The organism is Brucella lupini (assembly GCF_002252535.1).
GTDB classification, from domain to species: domain Bacteria; phylum Pseudomonadota; class Alphaproteobacteria; order Rhizobiales; family Rhizobiaceae; genus Brucella; species Brucella anthropi.
Window position 1 is genome coordinate 107,007 of record NZ_NNRN01000049.1, and the last position, 20,197, is coordinate 127,203.

The following is a 20,197-nucleotide window of genomic DNA, read 5'->3' on the forward strand; positions in this document are numbered from 1 at the left end:
CACTTGAGGGTTTGCTTGCCGGTATCTGTCACAGGGATTTGAGAAGAGGATAGGGCTTTATGCGGCAAGGATCGAAATACCGCCCGCTTTATGGTTTGCTGCTCTCGCTTCTGGCGGGAATCGCGATCCCGACAAGCGGTGCTTTGGCCAAGGCGACAAATGATCCTGCACCGCCTCCAGTCCGCGCCGGTTCGTTTGCCGGGGCCTATCTTGCCGGACGTACCGCCGAATCCGACAATAATCTCGCGACCGCCGTCGATTTCTATCGTCAGGCTATGGCCTTCGATCCGGGCAATGCGCAGATCAAGCAGGATCTGCTACTGGTTTTGCTGACGGAAGGCCGTTTCAAGGATGCGCTGCCTCTGGCGGAAGAACTGAAGAACGTCCCGGACATCGAGCGTTTTTCGCGCGTGGCGCTGGCCATCGACGCCATTGACCGCAAGCAATATCGCAAGGTCGGGCCGCTTCTGATGCTGTCGCTGCAATCCGATATGGATCGTCTTGCGACTGGCTTCATGAGCGCGTGGGTGAAGGTCGGGCAGGGCAACCCCAAACAGGCGCTCGCCGATATCCAGAAAATGCAGGGACCGGAATGGTATGGTCTATTCCGCACCTATAATTCCGCACTGATAGCCGATCTCGCCGGCCAGAAGCAGGAAGCGCGTGATTTCTACCAGCAGGCCATCGACGACCGGCCCGGCGGGAGCGCTGCCCCTGACACTTACGAACGCATCGTGATGGCCTATGCCTCCTTCAAGCTTCGTCAGGGTGACAAGGAAGGTGCTATCAAGACGTTGAATGATGCAGCCGAGCTTTTGAACGGTCGCATGACGATCACCGAAATGCGTGAAAAGATCGAAGCTGGCGAGAAATATGGCCGCCTGATCAAAACCGCTCAGGAAGGGACTGCCGAAGCGCTCTATACGCTTGGTACTGCGATCAACCGCAGCGGCGCGGAAGCCTTTGCAAAGCTTTATCTGCAGATGTCGTTGCCGCTGCGTCCGGACAACGACGCAACGCTTTATCAGCTGGGCGATATTTCCGCCAAGTTGCGCCAGCCGGAAAAGGCCATCGACTACTATGGTCGCGTGCCGGAGAAGTCGCCTTATCGTCGTGATGCGGAAATGCAGCGCGCACTCAATCTGGCGGAAAACGACCAGTCTGCCGACGCCGTCAAGCAGCTGAGAGTTCTGCTCGACCGTGACAAGACCGACATGCGCACTTATCTGGCGCTCGGTGGTGTCTATGCACAGGACAAGAATTTCGCCGATGCGGCGAAGATTTATGATGCTGCGGTGGAACAGATCAAGACGCCGGAACGCAAGGACTGGCCGGTCTTTTACCAGCGCGGCATCGCCTATGAACGCCTGAAGCAATGGGACAAGGCGGAGCCCAATTTCCGCAAGGCGCTGGAGCTTTATCCCGACCAGCCACAGGTGCTGAACTATCTTGGTTATTCCTGGGTTGACCGGGGTGAAAATCTCGATGAAGCGCTGGGCATGATCAAGAAGGCGGTCGAGCTGCGTCCGCAGGACGGCTATATCGTCGACTCGCTGGGCTGGGCCTATTACATGCTGGGCCGGTATGACGAGGCGGTGGTCGAACTGGAAAAGGCGGTCAAGCTTCGTCCGGAAGACCCGACGATCAACGATCATATGGGCGATGCCTACTGGCGTGTCGGGCGTCTTCTGGAAGCGACATTTCAGTGGAACCATGCCATTGCAGGCAAGCCCGAGCCGGAAGATCTGGTGAAGATCGAGGCGAAGCTGAAGAAGGGTTTGCCGGATATCCCGGGGCAATCTTCTGCCGATGCTGCAAAGCCCGACGAGAAAAAGCCTGTCGAGCAGAAGCCGGAAGCTCCTGCACAATCGCCTGCGCCTGCCGCACCGTCCGACAAGGCTCCAGAAAAACCGGCAACTGACTAAGAGCTTCAGGCTGCCGGTTTCAAGATGGTGTGACACCGAAACTGGCAGCCTGTGCTTGACCCTGCGTTACGGACAAATTAGACCGGGCCATCATTTCAATTACAAGGCCCGACCCCGTGTCCAGTACGTTGCCAGCACATATGCATCCCACCCGTTCCTTTCAGGGTCTGATCCTGACGCTCCATAACTATTGGGCGGAGCACGGTTGCGCTATCTTGCAGCCCTATGACATGGAAGTGGGTGCGGGTACGTTCCACCCGGCAACGACGCTGCGTTCGCTGGGGCCGAAGCCGTGGAAGGCTGCCTATGTGCAGCCATCGCGTCGTCCGAAGGATGGCCGTTACGGTGAAAACCCGAACCGTCTCCAGCACTATTACCAGTATCAGGTGATCATCAAGCCATCGCCGCCGAACCTTCAGGATCTCTATCTCGGGTCGCTGCGCGCCATCGGTCTCGATCCGACGCTGCATGACGTGCGCTTCGTGGAAGATGACTGGGAAAGCCCGACGCTCGGCGCATGGGGTCTCGGCTGGGAATGCTGGTGCGACGGCATGGAAGTGTCGCAGTTCACCTATTTCCAGCAGGTCTGTGGCATCGAATGCTCACCGGTTTCCGGTGAGCTGACCTATGGTCTCGAACGCCTCGCCATGTATGTGCAGGGTGTGGACAATGTTTACGACCTCAACTTCAACGGTCTCGAAGGCGATGAAAAGGTCACCTATGGCGAGGTGTTCCTGCAGGCTGAGCAGGAATATTCCCGCTACAACTTTGAAATGGCCAATACCGAGGCTTTGCATCAGCATTTCATCGATGCCGAGCGCGAGTGCGAGGCCATTCTGAAGGCTGGTGCGCCTGGTCCGAACGCCAATCATCAAATGCATAAGAGTGTCTTCCCGGCCTATGACCAGTGCATCAAGGCATCCCACGTGTTCAATCTGATGGATGCGCGCGGCGTGATCTCGGTTACCGAGCGTCAGAGCTATATTCTGCGCGTGCGCAATCTTGCGCGTCAGTGCGGCGAGGCATTCCTTTTGACGGATGCCGGTGGTTTCAATTTCAAGCGTGAGGGCGAGTAAAGAACATGCCTGATTTGTTGCTCGAACTCTTTTCCGAAGAAATCCCCGCTCGCATGCAGCGCAAGGCTGCCGGTGATCTGAAAAAGATGATTACCGATGGTCTGGTGGAAGCCGGTCTTACCTATGAAGCTGCGACCCCTTATTGGACGCCACGTCGTCTGACGCTCGATATTCGCGGCCTCACCGTGCGTTCCAAGGACGTGCACGAAGACATTAAGGGCCCGTCGGTTACAGCACCGGAACAGGCCATTCAGGGTTTTCTGCGCAAGGCCGGTCTGACGGATGTCGCCCAAGCCCATGTCCACTCCGATCCGAAGAAGGGTGATTTCTATGTCGCCCATCTGACGAAGCCGGGCCGCGCAGCGGAAGAAATCGTCGCCGAACTGGTGCCGCAGACGATCCGCAATTTCCCATGGCCGAAATCCATGCGCTGGGGTGCGGCTTCGGCCAGGCCGGGTTCGCTTCGTTGGGTGCGTCCGCTGCAGTCGATCCTCTGCACCTTCGGTCCCGAAACCGAGGAAACCGTGGTCATCGATTTCGATGTTGATGGCATCAAGTCGGGTAATGTCACCTATGGCCATCGTTTCCTGAGCGACGGTCAGGCAATCAAGGTACGTCGCTTCGAGGATTATGTCGAAAAACTCGAAAAGGCTTTCGTGGTTCTCGACGCCGAGCGCCGCAAGGAAATCATTTCGCAGGACGCGCATAATCTCGCCTTCGCTTCCGGCCTCGAACTGGTGGAAGACGATGGGCTTCTGGAAGAAGTGTCCGGTCTGGTCGAATGGCCGGTCGTGCTGATGGGCGAATTCGAGGAAGAGTTTCTGGCCATCCCGCCGGAAGTCATTCGCCTCACCATCCGCGCCAACCAGAAGTGCTTTGTCACCCGCAAGCAGGGCGAAGCCGAAGCGCTTTCCAACCGGTTCATTCTGGTGTCGAACATTGCAGCCCGGGACGGCGGCACGGAAATCGCTTACGGTAACGGCAAGGTCGTGCGCGCACGCCTGTCGGATGCACTCTATTTCTGGCACACAGATCAGCATGATCTGCCCGACCTCGACAAGCTCGTCGCTTCGGCGGAAAAGTTCGGTCTTGATCTGAAGAAGCCACTCGATCAGCGCATGGCGCGTCTGTATGCATTGAATGTGACCTTCCATGCCAAGCTTGGCACGCAAGGCGCACGCGTTGAACGCATTCGCGAACTGGCTGCGCAGATTGCGCCGCTGGTGGGTGCCGATCCGAAGCTTGCTGCGCGCGCGGCAGTTCTGGCAAAGGCTGACCTCACCACGGAAGTTGTCGGCGAATTCCCTGAACTTCAGGGCGCAATGGGTCGCAAATATGCGTTGCTTCAGGGCGAAGATGAAGCCGTCGCTGCTGCGATTGAAGAACACTACAAGCCGCAAGGCCCGTCCGATGTTGTGCCGAAGAACCCGGTTTCGGTTGCCGTCGCGCTTGCCGACAAGCTCGACACGTTGGTCGGATTCTGGGCGATCGATGAAAAGCCGACCGGCTCGAAGGACCCGTTTGCTCTGCGTCGTGCGGCATTGGGTGTGATCCGTCTCCTGCTGTCGCAGGAATGGAAGTTCCCGCTGCTGCCGCTCTTCCGCTCGGCCTTTGCCGCGCTGAAAGAAGGTCAGGTCCAGCGCAAGTTGCGCGAGTTTGAAACCAAGCTTGCTGGGGAAAACTCCGGTGATATCGACGGCGAACAGGACGTTGACAACGCATTGGCCAGCTATGAAAAGCAGGTTCGCGCCGAGGCGGAAGCATCGTCCGAGCCGGTGCTGGCTGATCTCTTGTCCTTCCTCCATGACCGTTTCAAGGTGCATCTGAAAGAAGAAGGTGCACGCTACGACGCCATTGATGCCGTGTTGTCGCCGGAAGCCGACAATCTGCTGCTGGTCGCGCGTCGACTGGAAGCGCTGATCGTCTTCATCAACGAAGAAGACGGCAAGAACCTTCTGGCTGGCACCAAGCGCGCCGCCAACATTCTCGCTGCCGAAGAGAAGAAGGGTACGAAGGTTGCAGACAGCGTAAGCGCGTCTCTTCTCCACGAAGCGGAAGAAAAGGCGCTGTTCGAAGCCGTCACTCTGGCTTCGCAAGATGCCGAGGCTGCCATTGCCCGTGAAGATTTCAACGGTGCGATGCTGGCGCTCGCCAAGCTGCGTGGTCCGGTCGATACGTTCTTCGAAAAGGTGCTGGTGAACGACGAGGACGAGAATGTCCGCGCCAATCGTCTGGCCTTGCTCGACCAGATTCGTGCAGCTACCGGAAAAGTGGCGGATTTCTCGAAAATCGCGGGCTGACTATTGGCAGTACGATAAAAAATATGGCGCTTTCGGGCGCCATTTTTGTTTATTTCAGGCTGGGTCTGAGTTCGAGCGAACTGAGATCGATTTCGTCGGATGCCCCGGCCCAGGGATCGCCAACGACGCGCACCGGCTTGGCGGGGTCAAAGTCTTCTGCTGGTGCGGCGGCTGGCTCAAGCAGATCGTCCGGAACGGGCTGGCCCTGCATGCGCGCCATATAGGCACGGGCGCGCTTGCGGCGGGCCTCGATTTCCTTCTGTGCGTCCAGTTCGGCTGCCTGCTTTTGCGCACAGGTGCCGCAAACCGGCAGGCCGTTGGCACCGATCTTGTCATAGCCGATATAATCGATGGAGCCGACCTGATAGGTCAATGCCGCGCGCTCACCTCCGTTTGCGGAAGCAATCGCGGGCAGTCCGATGGCCGTCAGCGAAATAGCGATAAATCGCGATAACATTATTCACCTCACGCATGAATAATATCATCATACCCTGAAAAACCTAACAAAACGCAATTTTTCATGCGCAATCATGATCGTCTTCCCGTGATTGTGCCCGGATAGAGTCCGAGCTTGCTTGTACATCGCTTGTACATCACTTGCACAGGAGCCTGTGCTTGTGTAGGCAGAACGGGCTTAGAGCGCATTTCGATCTGATAGAGTCAGATCGGCGCTCTAACTGTCTGTTTTGACGCGCATCTTATCCGAAAACCGTTTCACACTTTTCGGGATGCGCTCCAACTTGGGACGCTCGAGAGGCGGAAAACCAGTGTCCGATATAGTCAAATTCGATGATGAGGCAGTCCAGCGCGCGGTAGAAGTGCTGCGGCGCGGCGGTCTCGTCGCCATTCCGACCGAAACCGTTTATGGCCTTGCCGCCGACGCTGCGAACGGCGAGGGTGTGGCGGGTATTTTCGCGGCCAAGGGGCGGCCTCAGTTCAATCCGCTGATCGCGCATGTGAGCGGCATTGCGATGGCCGAGCGCTATGTCACTTTCGACGCTCTTTCGCGCAAGCTTGCCGAGATGTTCTGGCCCGGCCCGCTGACCATCGTGCTGCCGCTGAAGGACAGGCAGGATACGGATCGCCCGATCCATCCGCTTGTAACCGCCGGGCTTTCGACCCTTGCCATCCGCATGCCGCTTGGCCGTGTGCGCGATATCATCGAGGAGCTTGATAGTCCGGTTGCAGCGCCAAGCGCCAACACGTCAGGCCGCATCAGCCCAACAAGCGCTCGTGCTGTTGCCGACGATCTCGGCAACAAGCTTGATCTGATCCTCGATGCCGGTCCCTGCGGCGTTGGGGTTGAATCCACTATCGTCAAGGTTGACGGTAATAAAGTGCATCTGCTCCGGCCGGGCGGACTGGCTGCGGAAGAAATCGAAGCCGTGATTGGTGAGAAGCTCGTGCGCGCCGACCACACATCGGCAATTCAGGCGCCGGGCATGATGGCCTCGCATTATGCGCCTGATGCTGCGATGCGGCTCGGTGTCGGCTCGGTGCAGCCGGGCGAAGCCCTGCTTGCCTTTGGCCCGCAGCGCGTAGCCGGGGCCGATACGGCAAAGGCAATCATGAACTTGAGCGCTGATGGCAATTTGCGCGAAGCCGCGGCCAATCTGTTCGATTTCATGCGCAGGCTGGATGCGACAGGTGCCACCACCATCGCCGTCGAGCCTATCCCCTTTGAAGGTCTCGGCGAGGCCATCAACGACCGTTTGAAACGCGCGGCGGCCCCGCGTTAACATCCTCCTATGTAAGAGACAGACTATGCTGGACACCGCTCTGATCGAACGTTTTTCCGCCATCGTGGGCGAAAAGAATGCGCTCACCGCGCCGGAAGATCTCGCCGCTTATCTCGTCGAGCAACGCGATCTCTATCACGGTCGCACGCCGCTGGTCCTGCGTCCGGGTTCGACGGAAGAAGTCGCGGCCATCATGAAGCTTGCCAGCGAGACGAAAACACCGGTGGTGCCGCAGGGTGGCAATACGGGCCTCGTCGGCGGCCAGCAGCCCGATGAAAGCGGCGCAGCCATCATTCTGTCGCTCGGCCGTATGAACCGTATCCGTAACCTCGATACGGTCGGCAATCTGGTAACGCTTGAAGCCGGTGTCATCCTGAAGAACCTTCAGGAAGCTGCTGAAAAAGCCGGTCGTCTGTTTCCGCTGTCGCTGGGTGCCGAAGGTTCATGCCAGATCGGTGGCAATCTTGGCTCCAACGCTGGCGGCACGGCAGTGCTTGCCTATGGCAACATGCGCGAGCTTTGCCTCGGCCTTGAGGTTGTGCTGCCGACCGGCGAGATTCTCAACGATCTTCGCTATGTGAAAAAGGACAATACCGGTTACGACCTGAAAGACCTTTTCATCGGTTCGGAAGGCACGCTTGGTGTCATCACGGCTGCGGTGCTGAAAATCTTCCCGCAGCCGAAGGGCAAGGGCGTGGCTTATGCAGGCCTGCGCAATCCGGAAGACGTGCTGCGCCTGTTCCAGCTTGCAACGGAACATGCAGGTCCGTCGCTGACCGGCTTCGAATTGATGCCGCGCGTGGGGGTTGAGTTTACGGTGCGCCATGTCGATGGCGTGCGCGATCCGCTCGAAAGCCCGCATGACTGGTATGTGCTGATCGATATTTCTTCTACTCGCTCAGAAGAAGATGCGCGCACGACGCTGGAAACGATCCTGACCGAAGCCTTCGAGAGCGACATTATTCAGGATGCGGCCATCGGCGAAAGCGTTGCGCAGGCGCAGTCCTTCTGGAAAATGCGCGAGGAAATGTCCTGGGCACAGAAGCCGGAAGGTGGCTCGATCAAGCACGATATATCCGTGCCCGTCGCATCCATCCCCGCCTTCATCCACGAAGCCAATGCTGCGACGCTGGAAATGATTCCCGGTGCGCGCATCGTTTGCTTCGGCCATATCGGCGACGGCAACCTGCATTACAACGTTTCGCAGCCGGTAGGCGCTGACAAGGAAGCCTTTCTTGCGCGTTGGCACGAGCTGAACCACCGTATTCACATGATCGTTGCGAGCTATACGGGTTCGATTTCGGCAGAACACGGCATTGGTCAGCTCAAGCGTGAAGAACTGGCTTTCTTCAAGCAGGATGTCGCGCTTGACCTGATGCGCCGCATCAAGTCGGCTTTCGATCCGGCGGGCATCATGAACCCCGGCAAGGTTCTATAAAGTATCACTATTTAATCGAGTAAGGCGGGCGGTATTAACCGCCCGTTTGTTTTAGTAAACACTTCTTCAGAAGAATTTCCGAATTCTTACACCTGGTTGCAATCTGCTAACCAAAGGAAAAGGCAGGAAAAAGTTAACTTAACTCATTAAGCCCGTCGGTAATAAACCGCGCCTATTCTCCATCTCAACGAAGAGCAAACAGCTCGACAAAGGGAAGTCGGAATAACCGGCTCTCAAAAATAAAAAGCAGAGAGACAGAGGCGTCGAAAATGATGAGCAAGGGACTGAAGCCCGACTGGGCAGGACGGGAATTGCGGCTTGATCCGTTTCACTTTCCGCAGGTTGTGAGCTATGCGACCCATGACGGGAGCAGCGACGTTACCTTCACCATCAACGAGCGCGGCGCAGTGATCCGGCAGGTTCTGCCTTCTAGCGGTCTGCCGATGTCGATCGCTCTCCCGGCCAACGCATTTGTCGGCGTTGCCGCCCGTGCGGTGGAAGACGAGTTCGGCGAAATCACGGTGACGCTGGAGCTGATGCATGAAGACCCGCAGCTCTCCGTTCCCTTGCTTGTCGCACATGATCTGACTGACGTTGCCGCCGACTGGCGCGCCTGGGCGGCAAGCTTCAATCTGCCGATGATGCTGGTCGAGGAGGACGGCGTTGCCCGCCCGCTTTACGAAAGCACCGGTGCGGTCCGCACCAGCCAGCCGCAGGCTCGCCGTCAGGGACAAGAGCCGCGCCGTCGCCGTCCGCGTTTTCTCGCTCGCCGCAAGACCGGTACGCTTGGCGTCCGTCTGGTGATCTCTGGCAAGGAAATCATTGCTCGAAATTGAATTGGAGCGCATCCCGAAAAGTGTGAAACGGTTTTCGGACGAGATGCGCTCTAGAAAGGGCAAAGGGTCGCCTGAGATAAGGCGACCCCTTCAAAAAATCTTGGCTGACCTCCAAAAAGCCCCCGAACGTTCACAACGTTCGGGTTTATTTTTTTCGGCTGAGAAATGCCATGACGGCCTCGCGGGCTTCATCCGAGGTAAGCCGTTCAGCAAAATGTTTGGCCTCACGTGCAATACGTTCGGAAACTTTTTCAGCTGGCATGCGCATCAGCGCACGGGCGATCTGCATGGCCTGCGGAGGCTTGACAGCGATTTCTTCTGCGGCCTTCATCACTTCCGTTTCCAGCGCATCTTCGGCAACGATCTGATAGACGATCCCGGCTTCCTGTGCGGCTTCCGCGGTAAATCCATGACCGAGCGCCAGCAGGGCAAATGCCTTTTGGTGTCCCATCAGCGGTGGTGCCAGCAGACTGGAAGCTGCTTCCGGCACAAGGCCAAGATCGACGAAAGGCGTGCGGAACAAGGCCCGCGACGTTGCAAATGTCAGGTCGCAATGCAGGTGGATGGTCGTGCCGATGCCGATGGCAAGGCCATCGACACCGGAAACGATCGGCTTTTTTGCGCTGGAAAGAGCACCCAGAAAATCCAGAATGTCGTTGCCGAGATCGCCGCCCATCGCAGCCGCCATGAAATCCTGCATGTCGTTGCCGGATGAGAATGCACCTGGAACCCCGAGAAACACATGCACACGCACCGCGTCATCGGCATCGCCGTCCTTGAGCGCCTTTGCCATGGTGGCATACATGGCGCGGGTAATGGCGTTTTTCTTGTCGGCCCGGTTAAGACGGATGATCTGGATCGCGCCTTTGCGCTCAATCAGGATGTGTTCGCTCATGCCTATGCCTCCAGCGCGGATTTGGCGGCGGCTAGGCTGGCAGCGCCGGTGATGACGGTGTCTTTCAGGGACGATACTTCGGCAAGCATATTTTCCGCAAAGAAGCGGCTCAGCACTGCGCGGCCGCTATCGTCATCCGCGAGCGCCGCACGCGCGAGATAGGCGCCGCCGGAAACGAGCGACAAAAGCCGCTGATAAGGCGAGGCTCCGGCAAGTGCTGCCTCAAGCTGCCCTTCGGCAACTGCCTTTTGCAGCCAGTCCGTGGCTTCGCGGGCCTCATTGATGGCCTTGGAAAGGCGAGCGCCGGTTTCGCCGAGTTCCGGACGATTGGATGCGGCGGCCTTGTCGGCGTCGTCCTGCAATTCTGCAAGGAAGCCCTTGATATGCTCGCCATGCCCAAGCGGCAGCTTGCGCGCCACGAGGTCGATGGCCTGAATGCCGTTGGTGCCTTCGTAGATCGGGGTAATCCGGGCATCACGCAGCAATTGCGCAGCACCTGTCTCTTCGATGAAGCCCATGCCGCCGTGAATCTGGATGCCCAGCGAAGCAACATCCACGCCTGCATCGGTCGCAAAGCTCTTGGCGAGCGGCGTCAGCAGACCGGCGCGATCCGACCAGAACTGCTGGTCTGCGCCCTCCGTTGCATGGCTCATGTCGATGGCATGTGCGCAGGAATAGGTGATCGAACGGGCAACCTGCGTTAGCGCCTTCATGGTCAGCAACATGCGCTGTACATCGGGATGCTCGATAATCGGGCTCATGCCTTGCTTAGGATCAGCACCGATGGCGCGGCCCTGCTTGCGCTCCTTGGCATAGGCAAGGGCCTGTTGATAAGCGGCCTCGGCAACGCCGACACCCTGAATGCCGACCAGAAGACGCGCATTGTTCATCATGGTGAACATGCAGGCCAGCCCACGATTTTCCTCGCCGATCAGGTAGCCAACCGCGCCCTGTTCTTCACCCTTCACGAAACCATCACCATAGATCATGGTGCAGGTTGGCGAGGCATGGATGCCCATCTTGTGCTCAAGGCCGGAGCAGAACAGATCGTTCCTGCGGCCAAGCGAGCCATCATCGTTGACGAGGAATTTGGGTACGAGGAAAAGCGAAATGCCCTTCGTCCCGGCCGGGGCATCGGGCAGGCGCGCCAGCACCAGATGCACGATATTGTCGGTCAGGTCATGCTCGCCATAGGTGATGAAAATCTTCTGGCCGAAGATGCGGTAGCTGCCGTCACCGGCACGTTCCGCACGGGTACGCATTACACCAAGATCGGAACCGGCGTGCGGTTCAGTCAGATTCATCGTGCCCATCCACTCGCCGCTGATGAGCTTTTCGAGATAGATGTCCTTCAACTCCTTGGAGGCGTGCTTTTCGACCGCTTCGACTGCGCCCATGGTCAGTGTCGGCGCGATGGCGAAGGCAAGCGTCCCGGAGTTCCACATTTCGCTCACTGCCACCGACATCATCGTGGGCAGGCCCTGACCGCCATATTCCGGCGTGCCGGTCAGCGAGTTCCAGCCGCCTTCGATCCAGTCGCGATATAGCTCTTTCCAGCCCGGCGCGGTGGTGACAACGCCGTCCTTGACGGTCGCGCCATGCTTGTCGCCGGTGATGCGCAGCGGCTCGACGCGCTCTGAGGCAAACTTGCCGGCTTCTTCCAGAATGGCAGCGGCAAGATCGGCGGAGAATTCGGGGAAGCGGTTGTCGTCGAGGGCTTTCTCCAGCCCTGCAACCTTCATCAGCGTATGGGAAATTTCAGAAACCGGCGCGCGATACATCTTTCCTCCGAGTATGTTTCGCGGACTTCTCCTCGGAAGCCCGCCCTGCGCCGGTGCTTCATGCAATCCGGCAGGAGCCATTTTGGCTGTTCAATACAAGAGCTATCGGCTTATTACGTAAACGTCAATATTGTGCTGCGGCTTCACAGCCATTTGTACGGAGGTGAACAATCTCGTGGATTTTTCGAATTTGACGTTTGAAACGGGATTAATATCGGACGGATATCAAACGTCAAATGCAATCCACTAGGCATTGTCCGCCTGTGAGGCCGAAACTCGGCGGTTACAGATAATGCTGTCGAGGCTATTTCTTGTCGGCTTGGGTTTCCCGCTCGACAGCGCGCCAGCCGATATCGGAGCGATAGAAGCCTTCCGGCCAGTCGATGAGCTTTACGGCTTCATAGGCGCGCGCCTGTGCTTCGGCGACCGTGTCGGCAATGGCAGTGATGTTGAGCACGCGGCCTCCGCTGGCAACGATGCTGCCGTCCTTCTCCGCCGTTCCCGCGTGGAAGAGTTTGACGCCATCAATGCCTTCGACCTTGTCGAGATCGCGGATGACGCTGCCCTTCTTCACATTGGACGGATAGCCCTCCGCAGCCATCACAACCGTCAGCGCAGGCTGGTTTTTCCAGTCGAGCGAGACTTCATCAAGTTTGCCGTCCACGGCAGCATTGATGAGCGCGAGCAGGTCGCTGTTGAGGCGCATCATAAGCACCTGGCATTCCGGGTCACCGAAACGGGTGTTGTATTCGATGAGCTTCGGGCCGTCCTTGCCGATCATCAGGCCGAGGAACAAAATGCCGGAGAAGGGCGCGCCGATTTCCGCCATGCCGCGCATGGTCGGTTCGATCAGTTCGCGCATGGTGCGTTCGACGATTTCCGGCGTCATGACCGGAGCTGGAGCATAGGCACCCATGCCGCCTGTATTCGGGCCGGTGTCGCCGTCGCCGACACGCTTGTGATCTTGCGCCGAGCCGAGCGGCAAGGCGGTCTTGCCATCGCATATGCAGAAGAAGCTTGCTTCTTCGCCGTCCAGAAATTCCTCAACCACCACTTCGGCACCGGCGGAACCGAATGCGCCCTCGAAACAGGCATCCACGGCGTCGAGCGCTTCATCGAGCGTCATCGCAACGATCACGCCCTTGCCTGCGGCGAGCCCGTCGGCCTTGACGACGATGGGCGCACCCTGCTGGCGGATATAGGCCTTGGCCTTGGGCGCATTGTTGAAGCGGCCATAAGCGCCTGTCGGAATATCGAAGCGCGCGCAGAGATCCTTGGTGAAACCCTTCGAGCCTTCAAGCTGTGCCGCAGCCTTGGACGGGCCGAACACACGGATACCCTCGGCACGCATTTCATCGGAAAGGCCAGCCACCAGTGGCGCTTCAGGCCCGACCACCACGAGATCGATCTTCTTGTCCTTGGCGAAGGCAATCAGAGCCTGATGGTCATCGACACCGATGTCGACGAGTTCTGCGATCGTCGCAATGCCGGGATTGCCGGGAGCGCAATAGAGTTTTGTCAGTGACGGAGAAGCGGACAGTTTCCAGGCCAGAGCATGTTCACGACCGCCAGAACCGATTAAAAGAACTCTCATTGCTTGCTCCGTCTTCGTCGGGGTTATAGTGATGGCTGCATATATCAAGGATTTCGCCATGTCACAGCCCGAACTACACGGATCGATTCAGTCACGCAATGCGCAAGGGCGTGTAAAGGATGCTCCATCGGGCCATTGGGTCTATAAGCTGCTGCCGCACTGGCTCTGGCCCTATGCGCAGCTCGCCCGCTGGGATCGTCCCATCGGATGGCAGCTCCTGCTCTGGCCATGCTGGTGGTCGGCAGCGTTGGTGGCAGGTGCGGGCGCCAAGCCGGGCGATGGCGCCTGGGCCGTCATGCCTTCGATCTGGCATCTCGTTCTGTTCCTGATCGGCGCCATTGCCATGCGTGGCTCCGGCTGCACCTATAACGATCTTGTCGATCAGGATATTGACGACAAGGTGGATCGCACGCGTTCAAGGCCACTGCCGTCGGGGCAGGTGACACGTGGTCAGGCCAAGATTTTTCTGGTTCTGCAGGCGCTGGTTGGTCTTGTGGTGGTGCTGCAGTTCAACTGGTTCTCTATCGGGCTTGGCATTTTCTCGCTTCTGATCGTCGCCGCTTATCCTTTCATGAAGCGCATTACCAACTGGCCGCAATTCGTGCTTGGTCTTGCGTTCTCATGGGGCGCACTCATGGGCTGGGCTGCGGTGGAGGGTTCACTCAGCCTTGCGCCGGTGCTTCTCTATATCGGCGCGATCCTGTGGACGATCGGCTATGACACGATCTACGCGCATCAGGACAAGGAAGACGACGCGCTGGTGGGCGTGCGCTCCACGGCGCGTCTGTTCGGCAAGCACACCAAGACGGCGCTGATGATCCTGTATGGTGGTGCTATCGGCTTCTTTGCCGCCGCTTTTGCCGTGGCACAGGTGCCGATGCCAGCACTGGCTGGGTTGCTCGCAGCGGGCGTACATCTTTATCGTCAGATCATCGTGCTCGATATCGACAATCCCGACCAGTGCCTGAAACTGTTCAAATCCAACAATATTGTTGGCTGGCTGATTTTCCTCGGGCTTGTTCTCGGAAGTCTCTGGGTGGCGGTCAAGCCGCTGGTATAAATAAGAAGGCCACCGTGTCCGGTGGCCTTCTTATTATGGGATCATGGATAAAGCCGTTCCTTGTTCCAGTCGCCCTCAGGTGCGGGACGTGTGAACAGAACGCGGTCATGCAGGCGGAAGGCCCTGTCATGCCAGAATTCAATCGAGACCGGACGAATACGGAAACCCGACCAGTAGGACGGGCGTGGAATGTCGCCGATGGCATATTTTGCGGTATATTCCGCAACGGCCTTTTCCAGCGCGAAACGGCTTTCCAGCGGGCGTGACTGCTTGGATGCCCAGGCGCCGATGCGGCTGCCGCGCGGGCGTGAAGCGTAATAGGCATCGGCCTCGGCATCGCTGACTTTCTCCACCGCGCCGCGCACGCGCACCTGACGGCGCAGCGTCTTCCAATGGAAGCACATCGCGGCCTTTTCCGCTGACAGGATTTCCTTGCCCTTGGTGCTTTCATAATTGGTGTAAAAGACGAACCCCTGTTCGTCGAAATCCTTCAACAGCACCATGCGCACATTGGGCAGGCCGTCGGGATCGACTGTTGCCAGCGCGACCGCATTCGGATCGTTCGGTTCGCTCGCTTTGGCGTCGGTCAGCCAGTCTGCAAAAAGTTTGAACGGCTGGGAGGATTCGGTGAAGTCGTCGCTTGCGTTTGTCATTTTGGATATTTCAAAAGCCTGTCGGAATTTGCGGATCATCCTGCAAGGGAATCCCCGCCAAAGAAACCCCAATGGGGCGGGTCGGGAGGGAGCTTCTTCCATAACCGGCATTTTGTCCATGGTCTTGCCGGGATGTGTCGTCGCAGGGTTCGACATGGCTTTACTTAGCGGGCAACTTCTTGTAGGGCGCCGGTCAAGGTGGGGGCTATGCCAAAACTCGACTTTTTGACGCTTTATATTGTAATTCTCTTAAATTCGCTGACGGTCTGCATCATCTGGACCGCTATCGCCTTCTCTTATCGCAAATTCCGGCCTGCCAGAATCTGGCTTCTTTCGACGACGCTTCTGTTGGTCGGAGGCTTCGTGCTTTCGCTGCAGGGTAATGAGGGCGCGTTCTGGCCTGCGGTCACCGGTAATACCATCATCATTTACGGTTTCTGCCTTGCCTGGGTTGGTGCGCGTTATTTCTATGGCCACAAAGGCGGCTGGCGGCTGGCAATGGGAATATCGCTCGCAAGTTTCGCCGTCATGGCGGCATTTCATTCGAGCTGGCAGGGGCGCAACATTGCTTATGCCGTGGGACAGTCAGTGCCCATGGGGATGACGGTTTTCTATCTGGCCCGGCAGAAGGGCATTGGTCTCGGCGGTCAGATTGCTATCATGGCCTTTTTGCTCGGTATCATTGGGCACGCCATTGAGACCTCGCTGAACATCGCCGCATGGGTGGGTGAGTTCGATCAGTCGCTCTATTTTACCATCGAAAGCTATGCGCTTGTCTGTGTGATCTATAGCGGCATGATCTGGAATTTCGGCTTTATCGTCATGGCGATGAACCGCTTGCATGGCGATATGGCCAAGGTAGCAGAAACGGACGAGCTGACCGGGCTTCCGAACCGCCGTCATTTCATGAAAAGACTCGCAAGGGCGGAGTTGGCGTTCAGCGAGGACGGTACAGCCTATAGCGTCATGCTGATCGACATCGATAATTTCAAACAATGGAACGACACCTATGGTCATGCGCTGGGCGATCAGGCGCTCGTGCATTTTGCCGATGTGGCGGTCGACGTCCTTAATCGGCGCGGTGTGCTGGCACGTCTCGGCGGTGATGAGTTTTCCATTCTGCTGACAAAGATGGACGAGCAGGAAGCGACGGAAATCGCACGCGACATCGTCAGGGCGATCAACGATGCCCCGCTTGCCTTCAATGGACAGAAACTCGCCATGACTGTCAGTATCGGCATTGCCAGTGAGGAACGCGACAACGAAACGAGTGACCTTGACGTTTTTGCCCGGGCCGATCTCGCGCTTTACAAGGTAAAGCAGGCTGGCCGGAACGGCTACGCAACACGCACGGCGACGGTGAACGCGCCGCACTCTTCATTTTCGGACTGGCAACGAGCTGCCGGTTGATTGGTCTTTCTCGAACCGGATGCAGAAAACCGGGCACATCGTTTGATGGCTGAATAAAGTGCGGAGTTGGGCGTTGTGCTCTGATTCCGATTTGTTTACCTTTCCGGCACACTGCTTGTTAACTCAAGTTCACTCATAATCCCTGCATCTTTAGCGTGTAAAAATAAGGGAATAGCGTTGGCTGTCGAGACGCTTCGCCACAAGGACAATCTCTGGAGCCTGAGCTGCCGCGCAAATGCGCTGCGCAAGGCCGTGATTGGCATATGCATCCTCTCGCTTGCCGGTTGCGCCATGGGTGGCGTGAGCATTGAAAAGGCCGTTCCCGATTCTTCCACGATCACCGGATCGGTGAAACAGCCGCAGCCGGTTGAGACCGATACTGGCAAGCTTTCCGACCAATCCGCGATCAGGAACGTTGTTTCAGCCCTCAATTTCACGGAATGGGGCAAGAAGCCCGTACCGTGGGCCAATCCCGATACAGGCAGCCAGGGCACGATCACCACCATTGCCGAGAACAGCAAGAACAACCAGCTTTGCCGCGAATTCGAAACCTCGCGTGAAGCTTTTGACGGTGTTTCCATCTATCGCGGCGAAACCTGCATGCAGCGTGGCGGTCAATGGACCGTGACTTCGTTCGCGCCCATTTAAAAAGAAAAGCCCGGCCTGACTGGAACTTTTCCGGCCATATGCGCATATTATGGGCAACGAGTCTTACTCATCTCATAGTTATTTTCCTGAAAGAGGAACTATATGCGCGATCCCTATAGCGTGCTGGGCGTCGCCAAAACGGCGAAGCCCGAGGAAATAAAATCGGCTTTTCGCAAACTGGCCAAAAAGCACCATCCGGATCAGAACAAGGATGATCCGAAAGCGCAGGAGCGTTTTGCAGAACTGAACCAGGCCTATGAAATTGTGGGCGACAAGGACAAGCGTGGTCAGTTTGACCGGGGCGAGATCGATGCCGAAGGCAAGCCTGCCTTTCAGGGTTTCACCGGCGGACAGGGCTTCGGCGGCGCTCATGGCGACCCGTTTGCCGGTTTCCGGCAAGGTGGCGACGGCAACAGTCACTTTGAATTCCGTTCTGGTCCCGGCGGCTTTCAGCAAGGCGGCGGTTTCGGCGGCGCGGATGATATTCTGAACGACCTTTTCGGCGGCGCTTTCGGTGGAGGCGCCCGTGCTGGTGGTGGTGCGCGTCAGCGCGGCCCGGCCAAGGGAGCTGACCTTTCCGCGTCTATTAATATTACGCTGGAGCAGGCGGCCGGTGCGGAGAAGGTCGAGGCGATCTTCCCGAATGGCAAGCACCTGAAGATCAAGTTGCCGAGATTCGTTGAAGACGGTCAGACCATTCGCCTGAAAGGGCAGGGCGAGCCGTTGATGGGCGGAACGGCAGGCGATGCGCTGGTCACGATACACTTCAAGGCACATCCGCGGTTTCGCCTCGAAGGACGTGATGTCCATGTAGATCTGCCGGTCGAGCTTGCCGATGCGGTTCTGGGCGGCAAGCAGGAAGTCGAAACGCTGGATGGGCGTATCGCAGTCAAAATTCCGGCCTGGTCGAGTTCCGATCGCGTGCTGCGCCTGAAAGAAAAAGGCCTCCCGTTGAAAGCTGATGGGCGCGGCGATCTCTACGTTCATGTGCGGATCATGCTGCCGGAAGGCGGCGACAAGGAACTGGAAGAATTCCTGCAAAAGCGCAGAGTCGCCTGATACCAGGGCGCTGAGATGCTAACGCATCACGCCCTGAAAATGCTCAATCGCGGCACAGGCTTAACCAAAACTCGACTTCAATCGTTTAAAGCCGGGTGTTGTCTCTTTGCGGCAGTAAAGTGACAATGCCCGGCTTTTTCACTGCAATTGCTTGAAGGAGAGCCGAGCCTGTGCGATAGGGCAACAAGTTAATTGTTTTCAATGAGGACCCCTAATGACCGCACAGTCAGGTTTGTTGCAGGGCAAGCGTGGATTGATTCTGGGCGTCGCCAACAACCGCTCCATCGCATGGGGTATTGCCAAGGCCGCTCGTGATGCAGGCGCAGAGCTCGCATTCACCTATCAGGGCGATGCATTGAAGAAGCGTGTCGAACCGCTGGCTGAAGAGCTTGGCGCATTCGTGGCAGGACATTGCGATGTGGCAGATGCTGCCAGCATGGACGCTGTTTTCGAGACGCTTGAAAAGAAGTGGGGCAAGCTCGATTTCGTGGTGCATGCCATCGGCTTTTCCGACAAGGATGAGCTGACGGGTCGTTATGTCGATACGTCGGAAGCCAACTTCACCAACACGATGCTGATCTCGGTCTATTCGCTGACGGCTATTTCGCGTCGCGCGGAAAAGCTGATGGCGGACGGCGGCTCCATCTTGACGCTGACCTATTACGGCGCCGAAAAGGTCATGCCGAACTACAATGTCATGGGTGTTGCCAAGGCTGCTCTCGAAGCAAGCGTGAAGTATCTCGCCGTCGATCTCGGCCCCCAGAACATCCGCGTCAATGCAATCTCGGCTGGCCCGATCAAGACGCTTGCCGCTTCGGGCATCGGTGACTTCCGCTATATCCTCAAGTGGAACGAATACAATGCGCCGCTGCGCCGTACCGTCACCATCGAGGAAGTGGGCGATGTCGGCCTCTATTTCCTTTCCGACCTGTCCCGTTCGGTGACTGGCGAAGTTCACCACGCGGATAGCGGCTATCATGTCATTGGCATGAAAGCGGTTGACGCTCCGGATATTTCGGTCGTGAAAGACTGAAGCAGCGAATACAAAATCCCGAAAGGCTGACCGGCTTTTCGGGATTTTTCTTTGTCTTTCCCGCTGCGGGGAAGTTATCCAGATTATTCATTGGCGGCAGATAGGGGTAGGGCTGTGGCTCGGGAGATCATCTACTTTTCGCGTCACGGCGAGACAGACTGGAATGTTTCGCAGCGTATTCAGGGGCAGCTTGATATCGATATCAACGATAATGGGCGCAGCCAGGCCGACCGCAACGGCGATATGCTGAAATCGCTGATTGGCGAGGGTGCAGGCTTCGACTTCGTTGCAAGCCCGCTGCGACGCACGCGCGAGACGATGGAACGTATCCGTTTGCGCATGGGTCTTGATCCGTATGAATACCGCACCGATCCACAACTGATGGAAGTCAATTTCGGCGACTGGCAGGGCTTCATGATGGAAGACATTGCCAGGGAGCGTGAAGACCTTCTGGAAGCGCGCGCCCGCGACAAGTGGAATTTCGTGCCGCCGGGCACAACCGCCGAGAGCTATATGGGCCTGTCGCGCCGCATAGGGCGCTGGGTGGAAGCCGTGGAATGGCCGACTATCTGCGTGACGCATGGTGGCTGCATCCGCACGCTGTTTTACCTCTACGGGAACATGGACGGCCATGCCGCTGCCAATCTTTCCATCCCACAAGATAAGATTCTGAAGTTTGCAAACGGCAAGCTGGAGTGGGTTTGATCCCGCAAATCAGTCTATAGTGACCGTAAACATAATTTTGCCAGC

The 20,197-nt window shown here is 57.6% G+C and carries 17 protein-coding genes; 12 read left to right on the forward strand and 5 right to left on the reverse strand.

Going from position 1 to position 20,197, the window contains the following annotated elements; genetic code table 11:
* Positions 1–59 precede the first annotated feature (59 nt).
* The 3 genes from CES86_RS15445 to glyS all read left to right on the forward strand — a co-directional run bounded on the left by CES86_RS15445 (position 60) and on the right by glyS (position 5,301).
* A complete protein-coding gene (locus CES86_RS15445) occupies positions 60–1,925 on the forward strand; it encodes a tetratricopeptide repeat protein (RefSeq protein ID WP_010658341.1) in 1,866 nt (621 codons plus the stop codon).
* A gap of 140 nt (positions 1,926–2,065) precedes the next feature.
* Positions 2,066–3,001, forward strand: a complete 936-nt coding sequence (locus tag CES86_RS15450; RefSeq protein ID WP_010658342.1) for a glycine--tRNA ligase subunit alpha — start codon at positions 2,066–2,068, stop codon at positions 2,999–3,001.
* 5 nt (positions 3,002–3,006) lie between these two features.
* Positions 3,007–5,301: a glycine--tRNA ligase subunit beta gene (gene glyS, locus CES86_RS15455; RefSeq protein ID WP_029925597.1), complete on the forward strand. Its 2,295-nt coding sequence runs from the start codon at positions 3,007–3,009 to the stop codon at positions 5,299–5,301.
* Positions 5,302–5,350: 49 nt separating this feature from the next.
* Here glyS and CES86_RS15460 read toward each other — a convergent pair whose 3' ends face one another.
* Positions 5,351–5,758 (reverse strand): hypothetical protein, encoded by a 408-nt coding sequence (locus CES86_RS15460; RefSeq protein WP_029925596.1) that lies wholly within the window; start codon positions 5,756–5,758, stop codon positions 5,351–5,353.
* A gap of 271 nt (positions 5,759–6,029) precedes the next feature.
* Between CES86_RS15460 and CES86_RS15465 the strand changes: the two genes are divergently transcribed.
* The 3 genes from CES86_RS15465 to CES86_RS15480 all read left to right on the forward strand — a co-directional run bounded on the left by CES86_RS15465 (position 6,030) and on the right by CES86_RS15480 (position 9,314).
* Entirely contained in the window at positions 6,030–7,040 is a 1,011-nt protein-coding gene (locus tag CES86_RS15465; protein WP_210271801.1) for an L-threonylcarbamoyladenylate synthase, read from the forward strand.
* Between the two features lie 25 nt (positions 7,041–7,065).
* A complete protein-coding gene (locus tag CES86_RS15470; RefSeq protein WP_094514846.1) occupies positions 7,066–8,478 on the forward strand; it encodes an FAD-binding oxidoreductase in 1,413 nt (470 codons plus the stop codon).
* 269 nt (positions 8,479–8,747) lie between these two features.
* Positions 8,748–9,314: a DUF6101 family protein gene (locus CES86_RS15480; RefSeq protein ID WP_010658347.1), complete on the forward strand. Its 567-nt coding sequence runs from the start codon at positions 8,748–8,750 to the stop codon at positions 9,312–9,314.
* 145 nt (positions 9,315–9,459) lie between these two features.
* On the opposite strand, the gene CES86_RS15485 is transcribed toward CES86_RS15480, so the two are convergent.
* The 3 genes from CES86_RS15485 to purD all read right to left on the reverse strand — a co-directional run bounded on the left by CES86_RS15485 (position 9,460) and on the right by purD (position 13,584).
* Positions 9,460–10,209: a crotonase/enoyl-CoA hydratase family protein gene (locus CES86_RS15485; RefSeq protein WP_012090803.1), complete on the reverse strand. Its 750-nt coding sequence runs from the start codon at positions 10,207–10,209 to the stop codon at positions 9,460–9,462.
* Between the two features lie 2 nt (positions 10,210–10,211).
* Positions 10,212–11,990 carry an acyl-CoA dehydrogenase gene (locus tag CES86_RS15490; protein ID WP_029925589.1) on the reverse strand — a complete coding sequence of 593 codons (1,779 nt, stop codon included), beginning with the start codon at positions 11,988–11,990 and terminating at the stop codon, positions 10,212–10,214.
* Between the two features lie 304 nt (positions 11,991–12,294).
* On the reverse strand, positions 12,295–13,584 hold the full coding sequence (gene purD, locus CES86_RS15495) for a phosphoribosylamine--glycine ligase (protein ID WP_094514848.1): 1,290 nt from the start codon (positions 13,582–13,584) through the stop codon (positions 12,295–12,297).
* A gap of 58 nt (positions 13,585–13,642) precedes the next feature.
* On the opposite strand from purD, the gene ubiA reads away from it, so the two are divergent.
* On the forward strand, positions 13,643–14,644 hold the full coding sequence (gene ubiA / locus CES86_RS15500) for a 4-hydroxybenzoate octaprenyltransferase (protein ID WP_029925587.1): 1,002 nt from the start codon (positions 13,643–13,645) through the stop codon (positions 14,642–14,644).
* A gap of 41 nt (positions 14,645–14,685) precedes the next feature.
* Here the strand turns inward: ubiA and pdxH are convergent, their stop codons facing one another.
* Positions 14,686–15,297 (reverse strand): pyridoxamine 5'-phosphate oxidase, encoded by a 612-nt coding sequence (pdxH, locus tag CES86_RS15505; RefSeq protein ID WP_029375899.1) that lies wholly within the window; start codon positions 15,295–15,297, stop codon positions 14,686–14,688.
* A gap of 207 nt (positions 15,298–15,504) precedes the next feature.
* Between pdxH and CES86_RS15510 the strand changes: the two genes are divergently transcribed.
* The 5 genes from CES86_RS15510 to CES86_RS15530 all read left to right on the forward strand — a co-directional run bounded on the left by CES86_RS15510 (position 15,505) and on the right by CES86_RS15530 (position 20,152).
* A complete protein-coding gene (locus CES86_RS15510) occupies positions 15,505–16,707 on the forward strand; it encodes a GGDEF domain-containing protein (RefSeq protein WP_029925584.1) in 1,203 nt (400 codons plus the stop codon).
* A gap of 219 nt (positions 16,708–16,926) precedes the next feature.
* Entirely contained in the window at positions 16,927–17,355 is a 429-nt protein-coding gene (locus CES86_RS15515) for an RT0821/Lpp0805 family surface protein (RefSeq protein ID WP_236020272.1), read from the forward strand.
* 102 nt (positions 17,356–17,457) lie between these two features.
* The gene (locus CES86_RS15520) at positions 17,458–18,414 is read left to right on the forward strand and encodes a DnaJ C-terminal domain-containing protein (RefSeq protein WP_029925582.1); all 957 of its coding nucleotides are present in this window, start codon (positions 17,458–17,460) and stop codon (positions 18,412–18,414) included.
* A gap of 214 nt (positions 18,415–18,628) precedes the next feature.
* The gene (gene fabI / locus CES86_RS15525) at positions 18,629–19,447 is read left to right on the forward strand and encodes an enoyl-ACP reductase FabI (RefSeq protein ID WP_010658356.1); all 819 of its coding nucleotides are present in this window, start codon (positions 18,629–18,631) and stop codon (positions 19,445–19,447) included.
* A 114-nt stretch (positions 19,448–19,561) separates the two neighbouring features.
* Positions 19,562–20,152 (forward strand): histidine phosphatase family protein, encoded by a 591-nt coding sequence (locus CES86_RS15530; RefSeq protein ID WP_029925580.1) that lies wholly within the window; start codon positions 19,562–19,564, stop codon positions 20,150–20,152.
* Positions 20,153–20,197 lie beyond the last annotated feature (45 nt).

Bases quoted from the DNA above. Each gene is read 5' to 3' on its own strand.
- CES86_RS15445 (WP_010658341.1), top strand. From the start codon at position 60: ATGCGGCAAGGATCGAAATACCGCCCGCTTTATGGTTTGCTGCTCTCG.
- CES86_RS15450 (WP_010658342.1), top strand. From the start codon at position 2,066: ATGCATCCCACCCGTTCCTTTCAGGGTCTGATCCTGACGCTCCATAAC.
- glyS (WP_029925597.1), top strand. From the start codon at position 3,007: ATGCCTGATTTGTTGCTCGAACTCTTTTCCGAAGAAATCCCCGCTCGC.
- CES86_RS15460 (WP_029925596.1), bottom strand. From the start codon at position 5,758: ATGTTATCGCGATTTATCGCTATTTCGCTGACGGCCATCGGACTGCCC.
- CES86_RS15465 (WP_210271801.1), top strand. From the start codon at position 6,030: ATGCGCTCCAACTTGGGACGCTCGAGAGGCGGAAAACCAGTGTCCGAT.
- CES86_RS15470 (WP_094514846.1), top strand. From the start codon at position 7,066: ATGCTGGACACCGCTCTGATCGAACGTTTTTCCGCCATCGTGGGCGAA.
- CES86_RS15480 (WP_010658347.1), top strand. From the start codon at position 8,748: ATGATGAGCAAGGGACTGAAGCCCGACTGGGCAGGACGGGAATTGCGG.
- CES86_RS15485 (WP_012090803.1), bottom strand. From the start codon at position 10,209: ATGAGCGAACACATCCTGATTGAGCGCAAAGGCGCGATCCAGATCATC.
- CES86_RS15490 (WP_029925589.1), bottom strand. From the start codon at position 11,990: ATGTATCGCGCGCCGGTTTCTGAAATTTCCCATACGCTGATGAAGGTT.
- purD (WP_094514848.1), bottom strand. From the start codon at position 13,584: ATGAGAGTTCTTTTAATCGGTTCTGGCGGTCGTGAACATGCTCTGGCC.
- ubiA (WP_029925587.1), top strand. From the start codon at position 13,643: ATGTCACAGCCCGAACTACACGGATCGATTCAGTCACGCAATGCGCAA.
- pdxH (WP_029375899.1), bottom strand. From the start codon at position 15,297: ATGACAAACGCAAGCGACGACTTCACCGAATCCTCCCAGCCGTTCAAA.
- CES86_RS15510 (WP_029925584.1), top strand. From the start codon at position 15,505: ATGCCAAAACTCGACTTTTTGACGCTTTATATTGTAATTCTCTTAAAT.
- CES86_RS15520 (WP_029925582.1), top strand. From the start codon at position 17,458: ATGCGCGATCCCTATAGCGTGCTGGGCGTCGCCAAAACGGCGAAGCCC.
- fabI (WP_010658356.1), top strand. From the start codon at position 18,629: ATGACCGCACAGTCAGGTTTGTTGCAGGGCAAGCGTGGATTGATTCTG.